This is a genomic window from Brevundimonas sp. RM1, from assembly GCF_052907225.1.
This window is the reverse complement of record NZ_JBRERY010000082.1, coordinates 1-711: the sequence shown is the minus strand read 5'-3', so window position 1 is coordinate 711 and position 711 is coordinate 1. Positions and strand designations below refer to the sequence as shown.

The window sequence follows — 711 nt, the reverse complement described above, 5'->3', positions numbered from 1 at the left end:
ACTTAAACCTGACTGTCATTGTACATCGAAATATCTGAATAACCTCATTGAGCAAGATCACCGTCATATTAAAGTAAGAAAGACAAGATATCAAAGTATCAATACGGCAAAAAATACACTCAAAGGCATTGAATGTATTTACGCTCTATATAAAAAGAACCGCAGATCTCTTCAGATCTACGGATTTTCGCCATGCCACGAAATTAGGGATATGTTAGCCAGTTAAGGGAACAACGACATGATAAAATGGTAGTTAGCTATATTTTTCTAACTTTGCAACAGAACCCCTAAAAAAAATTCAAAATCTTTCAGAGAAGCTGTTAAAGGAATTTTTAAGTTCACAGATATTAACTTAGCGCGTGAGGCTAAAAATCGATTGATTCATGATTATATCGATCAACCAAAATATTCAAAAGCTTGCGCATCATTGGATGATGGATTCGAAGACGCCTTTCAATATACCGTACAAGGAAATTCCCACAATCGACTAAAGAGTACCAATCTAATTGAACGACTGAATCAAGAAGTACGCAGAAGAGAAAAGATTATTCGCATCTTCCCCAATCAAACATCAGCCAATCGCTTAATTGGAGCCGTTCTTATGGACCTACATGATGAATGGATTTATTCTTCAAGAAAATACATCAATTTTGATAAGTAGAAATGGTAAAAACATTGTATAGCATTTTACACAGGAGTCTGGACTTGACT

Annotated in this window: 1 protein-coding gene and 1 pseudogene; both read left to right on the top strand. The window is 35.0% G+C overall.

The window, feature by feature from the left end; genetic code table 11:
- A partial coding sequence (locus tag ACU5AP_RS16375) for a DDE-type integrase/transposase/recombinase (RefSeq protein WP_142271703.1) occupies positions 1–226 on the top strand: 226 nt, incomplete at its 5' end.
- Between the two features lie 60 nt (positions 227–286).
- Positions 287–661, top strand: a pseudogene (locus ACU5AP_RS16370) (IS256 family transposase); the annotation flags it as partial.
- Between the last annotated feature and the right edge of the window lie 50 nt (positions 662–711).